Here is a 6,323-nt window from a genome sequence, read left to right as displayed (position 1 = left end):
CGCGGTCAGCTTCAGCCGCTCCAGCATGCCGACGAGCGGGTCGGGCAGGATGTCCTCGGCCATCACCAGGCTCCTCCCAGCAGGCGCTCGTACTCGGCCAGCGGCCGCAGCAGCTCCGGCGGCGGCGCGGCGGGAACCGCCCTCGGCACGCCTCCCGCGCCGACGATGCCGTCGAGGTGCTCGGGCCGGACCGCCCGCTCGCGGCGGCCGCGGCGCGCCTCATGCCGGGCGACCTCGGCGCCGCCATGGCTGACGACGATGGGCGAAAGGCCCTCTGGCGCAGGTTAGGCGCAAATACGAACTGCCGCTTTTCATGTCCTTCCCAAAGTCTTACCGGAGGAGGACGCAAAGATGCGGATCAAGATGGGCACAGTTGTGCCGAAGAAGGGCACAATTGTGCACCTCGGGACGGATGCGATTGACTATCGCGGCGCCTCGGCCTTGGCACTACGGCTCGAACTTGGCTCGACCCATCGCGCGACCAAGACGGTGATGCGCTGGATCGGCGCAAGCGAACGGACCGTGAAATACTGGTTCGCTGGTGAGCGTGGGCCCAGCGGAGAGCATCTGATCCTGTTGGCCAGACATTCCGACATGGTGTTCCACATGGTCCTGCTACAGACGGGTCGCTATGACGGTGAGGATCCGGAAGTGCGGTAAGCTGCCATAGAGACGCGGCGGCGGGCCTGCGGATGGTCAAGGCCGCCGCCAGCCTTGATGTGTAGTGATTTTTGGTTATATTGAATACGCGCCAAGTAACAGGAGCCCACCATGTCCCGCACCACGACCATGACCGTCCGCCTCAGCGGCGCGCTCAGCGATTTCGTTGCGGCCAATGTCGGCGAGAACGGGTCCTACGAGAACATCAGCGAATATGTCCGCGACCTGATCCGGCGCGACAAAGAGCGGGCCGAGCAGGAAGCGTTCGACCGGCTGAAGGCCGAGCTGACCCGCGCCTTCGCGGCGCCCGAGACCAGCTACAAGCCGCTGACTGCGGCCGAGGTCATCGCCCGGAACCGGGCCTGACCAGATGACCGTCCGCATCCAGGAGGCGGCATCGCTCCGCCTCGACGACATCTACCTCTACACCTGCGACCGCTGGGGTGAGGCCCAGGCCGACCGCTATATCACCGGTATGTTCGAGGCCTTCGAGCGGATCGACGCCCGTGGTGTCGCTTCAAAGCCTATCCCGGCAGAGTTCGGCGTCGAGGGGTTCTTCTTCCGGTACGAACATCACTTCGTCTATTGGCGCCGACTGTCCGATGGCGATATTGGTATCGTCGCGATCCTGCATGAGCGCATGCACCAGATCGACAGATTCAAGGAAGATTTTCGCGACTGAAACGGCAGGCGTCCACGTCCGCAATGTTTGCACTGACCGTCGGTGGTTTCTGCTGCTGGAGAAGGTTCGACCGCAGGCCCGCGCCCTCCGCCAACTTACACGACGATGTTGATGTTTGGATCCGCCGACGCGGTGTCCCGACGGTGTCCGCCGGGAGTCGGCCGCCGACGGCCGGCTCCCTCTCGACCTTCCCGATCAGGCGCGCGGCTGGGAGAACAGGTGGGCGGTCCGGGGCGCCTGGTCGCGCTCGGTCACTATCCCGACCTGACCGCTCTGCTCCGCCCGAGGCGCGCGGGCTCGCGCCCTCGACCTGGAGGACCTACCGCGCGGCCGCGGCAAAAGCGCTCCGCCGCCATCCGGCTTTGCCAGCCAAGCAGCCGGCGAAGAGCCACCCTTCGCGTCCGGATCGGCAGCGGTGCGGCAGCATGGCCCTGCCGGCGGCGCTCGCAGCCGAGCTCGACGCTCTGCTCGATCTGATGGGCTACGCCCCCAACAGCCGGCGTGCGCTCCGATCCATCATCACGCGCCGGCTCGCCTCGGCCAACCGGAGGGGGTGGTGACGATTGCGGCCACGCTGAAGGACCTGCTGGAGGTCCATGGTGAGCGGTTGCCAGAAGCCTGTGCGGCGCCCAGGCGGCAGGCGGCCGTGGAGGGCCTCCGGGCCGCGATGCGCCTGGCCGAAGCGCCGGCCTGGCGGGAGCTGCAGCGCGCCGCCGTCGCCGCCGGCGTCGTCCCGGTCGGCAATCCGGTGCCGGCGCTGTTCGAGGCCGCCGGCGAAACCTTCGCCGCGCCACGGGATCTGACGCGCGAGTGGGCGTGGCAGCACGAACGCGGTTTGCGGCCCGATCTCCGCATCACCTTCGCCGCCAACATCGACCGACTGGATGCTCTCCACGCGGTCCCGGCCCTGACGGGCAGCGGACTGCTCCCTCCGGAACCATTGGGACCGATGCCGTCGCGAGGCGGTCGGCACATTCACGCCGTCTATCCGCTCCCGCGCCCGATCGAGGCCGCCGTCGCCGAGCTCGATGTCCCGGACGTCGAGCGTCGGAGCATCGAAGGCTCGGTCCATTTCGTCTGGCGGCAGGCCCGCGACGCCGGACTCCACACGGCCGGCGACGCGCCGACGGCCGAGGAGCTGCTGTCCGAGGCAACGGTCGACCGCCTTCGGGCGATGGCGACCGGCAGAGCGCAGCGGGCTGCCTGGCGTGAGCATGTGCCGCGACTACGCACCCTGGTTCCCGTGCGGGAGACACTCACGCCGAGAGCGCGTTGGGAGGGCCTCTTCGCCGCCGCGCGCACGCTCGGTCTGAGTCCCGCGGCGCTCGTGCCGATCTACGTCGTGAAGTCCGCGGCGCTCGCCGGCGACCTCGGACCGGACGAGCTCAGCCGGACCTGGGCGATGGCCGCGGTCGCGGCAGCTCCGCGAGCCGGCGCCAACACCCTCAACCGCGGACTGCGCATCCTGGACGCGTTGCGCGAGGCGATGCCACCCGACCTGCCGCCGTATCTGGTGAGCGACGGTCGACCTGTGAGGCTCGGGTGAAAGACGAGGAGGGGGCAGCCTTTCCCACCATCCTTGCTACGCCCTCCCGCTGAACCAGCATCTGTCAATAGCCAGGCTGGATAGAGGTTAGCACTCATTCCGACGGGGCCTATGAAGCGAACGAACCACGAGTAGGACCGCTGCCCGAATGACCCACGCACCCCTTGTTCAACCCGATCGGCCCATACCGGCCGTTCGAGCGAGAAAGCCGGCCCCCTCGAACCGGTCATTTATACTCGACGCCGCGAAGGCCCCCGCAAGGCGGAACCGCGTCAGTCCGCCGGTTCGAACAAGAAGGGAACGGAGCCGACGAAATCCCCGGATACCTCTCCCGATTGCACCTCGGCCATATCGAGGCCGAGGTCGAGCTTGCGCACTGGGGCGCCCTCGGAGAAGTCGAGCTTCGTCAGGTCCACCCAGAAGGTGTTGGGCGATACCGCCGATTCCACGTAGTAGTTCAAGCTCTTCTGGTCCGCGACCACACGCCAGCGGGTCGTCGAGAGGTTCGGCGCACCGGGGATGCTGATCCCGTAGGGCACGGAGGCGTTGCGGACGACGCTGAAGACCGAGGCGGCGGCGATCCGCGGGTCGTCGCTCTGCTCGGCCATGTCGATATAGGTGCCGGCGCGAATGAAACGGTCGGGGGCGCGGGCGGTGCCGGGCAGGAACTCGCGCGGATCCACGCCCTTCCAGTAGTCGACGAGCGCCAGTTGCTCGTCGTAGGGCGGATCGTTGGTCATCACGCGATGGTCGCGACCGTGGTGGATCTGCAGCTTGCCGTCGATCCATTCGAGGATGGCGCTGTCGCCGGTCGGATCCGAGAGGTCGCCGAGGTCACCGGCTCGCAAGCCTTCAGCTCCGGCATCTACATGCCCGGCACAGTGATCGTGCAGCCCGCAGCCTATGTCCGCGCCCTTGCCGACAGCCTGACGCCGCCGGTCCGCCTTTTCGAGAAGACCCCCGCCGTCTCCTTCGAGCGCAAGGGCACGGGCTGGCTCGTCCGCACCCCCAAGGGCTCCGTCGGATCCCCCCGCATCATCCTCGCCAACAACGGCTACGCCGAGCGCTTCGGCTTCTTCCGCGGCCGGCTCCTGCACGTCTACACCTACGCCTCGATGACCGAGCCCTTCGCGCCCTTCCGCCTCGGCGGTCAGCGGTCCTGGGCGGCGACCCCCGCCTCGCCGATGGGCACCACCCTCCGCCGCGTCGAGGGCAGGGACGGCGACCGCCTGCTCGTGCGCTCGCGCTACACCTACAACCCCGCCCTCCAAGTCGGCGAGGGCACGCTCCGCCGCGCCGGCGCCGTCCACGACCGCAAGTTCGCGCACCGCTTCCCCTCGCTCGCCGGAACCCGGATGCAATACCGCTGGGGCGGCGCGATGGCGCTGACCTGGAACAGCGTCCCCGCCTTCGGCGAGGTCGAGCCCGGCATCCTCGCCGCCGTCGCCTGCAACGGCCTTGGCGCCTCGAACGCCACCGCCGCCGGGCTCGCCGCCGCCGAGACGCTGGCCGGCGTCGAGAGCGAGCTCACCCGCATCTACCGCGCCTGTCCCAGCCCGCAGGCGCTCCCGCCGCAACCGCTGACGCTGATCGGCGCCAGGGCGACCCTCGCCTTCCGCGAGTGGAAAGCCGGCGTCGAATAACCCGAAAAGGAGGACCTCCTGTGAAGTTCCAAGGTATCTACACCCCCGCCATCACCCCGCTCGACGCCAACGGCGAGATCGACCGCAAGGCCTATGCCGAGGTGCTCGAATCGCTGATCGCCGGCGGCGTCCACGGCATCATCGTCGCCGGCTCCACCGGCGAGTACTACGCCCACACCATGCAGGAGCGGATCGACCTCGCCGCCCACGCCAAGGAGGTGATCGGCTCCCGCCTGCCGCTCGTTATCGGCACGGGCGCGATCCGCACCGAGGACTCGGTCGCCTATGCGAAGCACGCCCGCGAGATCGGCGCCGACGCCATCCTCGTCGCCTCGCCGCCCTACGCGATCCCGACCGAGGAGGAGAACGCGGTCCACACCCTGACCGTCGACAAGGCCGCCGGCCTGCCGATCATGCTCTACAACTATCCCGGCCGGATGGGCGTTTCGATGGGCGAGGACTACTTCACCCGCGTCAGCGCCTCGAAGAACGTCATCGCCATCAAGGAGAGCACCGGCGACCTCAACCAGCTCCACCTGCTGGCCCGCCGCTTCCCGAACATCTCCCTCTCCTGCGGCTGGGACGACCTCGCGCTCGAGTTCTTCGCCTGGGGCGCGCCGAGCTGGGTCTGCGCCGGCTCGAACTTCCTGCCCGCCGAGCACGTCGCCCTCTACGAGGCCTGCGTGGTCGAAGGCGACTTCGCCAAGGGCCGCAGGATCATGTCGGCGATGCTGCCGCTGATGAACCTCCTCGACGAGGGCAAGTTCGTGCAGAAGATCAAGCACGGCTGCGCGCTGATCGGCCTCAGGGCCGGCAAGCCGCGCCTGCCGCTCCTGCCGCTCGACGCCGAGGACGAGGCGCGCCTCGCCGAGGTCGTCGCCGCGCTGAAGCAGGAGGTTGCCGCGGCGACGCGGCCCGTCGCAGAGCCCGTGCGGTGACGACGCACGTCGTCAAGCGCCTGCCGGTCGACACCGGGCCGTCGGGGTGGGAGGCGATCTCCCGCCGCGACCTTGCCGTCCGCATGCTGGAGGCGGACGAGACCGCCGACTGGCTGGTGATCGGCGCCGGCTTCGCCGGCCTCTCCGCCGCCCGCCGGCTGACGCAGCATCGGCCCGGCGAGCGCATCGTCATCCTTGACGCCCGCGAGCTTGCCCAGGGCCCGGCCGGGCGCAATTCCGGCTTCATGATCGACGTGCCGCACAACCTCTCGTCGGGGGAATACTCCTCTGGCGACGCCGGCGGCACCATGCTGGAGATGGCGCAGAACCGCCTCGCCATCGCCTTCGCCAGGGAGGCGGCGGCCGAGTACGCCATGCCGCAGGCGACCTTCAACCCCTGCGGCAAGATCAATGCCGCCGCCACTGAGCGCGGCCAGACGCTCAACGCAAGCTTCGCCGCCTCGCTGGAGAAGATCGGCGAGCCGCTCCGCCGCATCGACGCCGCCGAGATGCGCGAGATCACCGGCACGGACTATTATCTCGGCGGCCTCTACACCCCGGGCGCCGTCCTCATCCAGCCGGCCGACTACATCCGCAGCCTCGCCGCCGGCCTCGCCCCGAAGATCGCCCTCTACGAGGACTCGCCCGTTGTCGAACTCTCCCGCCGGGGCGGCTCCTGGATCGCCCGCACGCCCAGGGGCTCGGTGACGGCGCCGAAGGTGATCCTCGGCGTCAACGGCCTCGTGCAGGAGTTCGGCCATTTCCGCGGCCGGCTGATGCACGTCTTCACCTACGCCTCGATCACCGCGCCCTTTCACTACAAGGCCGGCCGCGACCGCTGGGGCCTCCTCCCC

General features: G+C 69.0%; 8 protein-coding genes. 7 read left to right on the top strand and 1 reads right to left on the bottom strand.

Annotated features, from left to right (window positions below; all coding sequences use genetic code 11):
* Positions 1-351 precede the first annotated feature (351 nt).
* The 4 genes from Q0112_RS14540 (at position 352) to Q0112_RS14525 (ending at position 2,888) form a co-directional block, all read left to right on the top strand.
* Entirely contained in the window at positions 352-660 is a 309-nt protein-coding gene (locus tag Q0112_RS14540; RefSeq protein ID WP_297976494.1) for an XRE family transcriptional regulator, read from the top strand.
* 111 nt (positions 661-771) lie between these two features.
* Positions 772-1,026: a hypothetical protein gene (locus Q0112_RS14535; RefSeq protein WP_055212423.1), complete on the top strand. Its 255-nt coding sequence runs from the start codon at positions 772-774 to the stop codon at positions 1,024-1,026.
* 4 nt (positions 1,027-1,030) lie between these two features.
* Positions 1,031-1,342 carry a type II toxin-antitoxin system RelE/ParE family toxin gene (locus Q0112_RS14530; RefSeq protein ID WP_297976487.1) on the top strand — a complete coding sequence of 104 codons (312 nt, stop codon included), beginning with the start codon at positions 1,031-1,033 and terminating at the stop codon, positions 1,340-1,342.
* 556 nt (positions 1,343-1,898) lie between these two features.
* Positions 1,899-2,888: a hypothetical protein gene (locus tag Q0112_RS14525; protein ID WP_297976485.1), complete on the top strand. Its 990-nt coding sequence runs from the start codon at positions 1,899-1,901 to the stop codon at positions 2,886-2,888.
* A 272-nt stretch (positions 2,889-3,160) separates the two neighbouring features.
* Here Q0112_RS14525 and Q0112_RS14520 read toward each other — a convergent pair whose 3' ends face one another.
* A complete protein-coding gene (locus Q0112_RS14520; protein ID WP_297976483.1) occupies positions 3,161-3,736 on the bottom strand; it encodes a linear amide C-N hydrolase in 576 nt (191 codons plus the stop codon).
* A 21-nt stretch (positions 3,737-3,757) separates the two neighbouring features.
* Here Q0112_RS14520 and Q0112_RS14515 point away from each other — a divergent pair, with 21 nt between their 5' ends.
* From Q0112_RS14515 to Q0112_RS14505, 3 genes are all read left to right on the top strand, one after another.
* Positions 3,758-4,531, top strand: coding sequence for an FAD-binding oxidoreductase (locus Q0112_RS14515; RefSeq protein ID WP_297976481.1), 774 nt, complete (start codon positions 3,758-3,760; stop codon positions 4,529-4,531).
* Positions 4,532-4,551: 20 nt separating this feature from the next.
* Positions 4,552-5,469, top strand: a complete 918-nt coding sequence (locus Q0112_RS14510; protein ID WP_297976479.1) for a dihydrodipicolinate synthase family protein — start codon at positions 4,552-4,554, stop codon at positions 5,467-5,469.
* Positions 5,466-6,323: FAD-binding oxidoreductase (locus Q0112_RS14505; protein ID WP_297976477.1), on the top strand; the 858-nt coding region annotated here is incomplete at its 3' end. The genes Q0112_RS14510 and Q0112_RS14505, both read left to right, overlap by 4 nt.

This window comes from uncultured Amaricoccus sp., from assembly GCF_937858865.1.
Taxonomy (GTDB): Bacteria; Pseudomonadota; Alphaproteobacteria; order Rhodobacterales; family Rhodobacteraceae; genus Amaricoccus.
This window is presented reverse-complemented; position numbering and strand designations above follow the sequence as displayed.

Excerpts from the sequence above, each read along its gene's own strand:
- Q0112_RS14540 (WP_297976494.1), top strand. The coding sequence starts at position 352 with ATGCGGATCAAGATGGGCACAGTTGTGCCGAAGAAGGGCACAATTGTG.
- Q0112_RS14535 (WP_055212423.1), top strand. The coding sequence starts at position 772 with ATGTCCCGCACCACGACCATGACCGTCCGCCTCAGCGGCGCGCTCAGC.
- Q0112_RS14530 (WP_297976487.1), top strand. The coding sequence starts at position 1,031 with ATGACCGTCCGCATCCAGGAGGCGGCATCGCTCCGCCTCGACGACATC.
- Q0112_RS14515 (WP_297976481.1), top strand. The coding sequence starts at position 3,758 with ATGCCCGGCACAGTGATCGTGCAGCCCGCAGCCTATGTCCGCGCCCTT.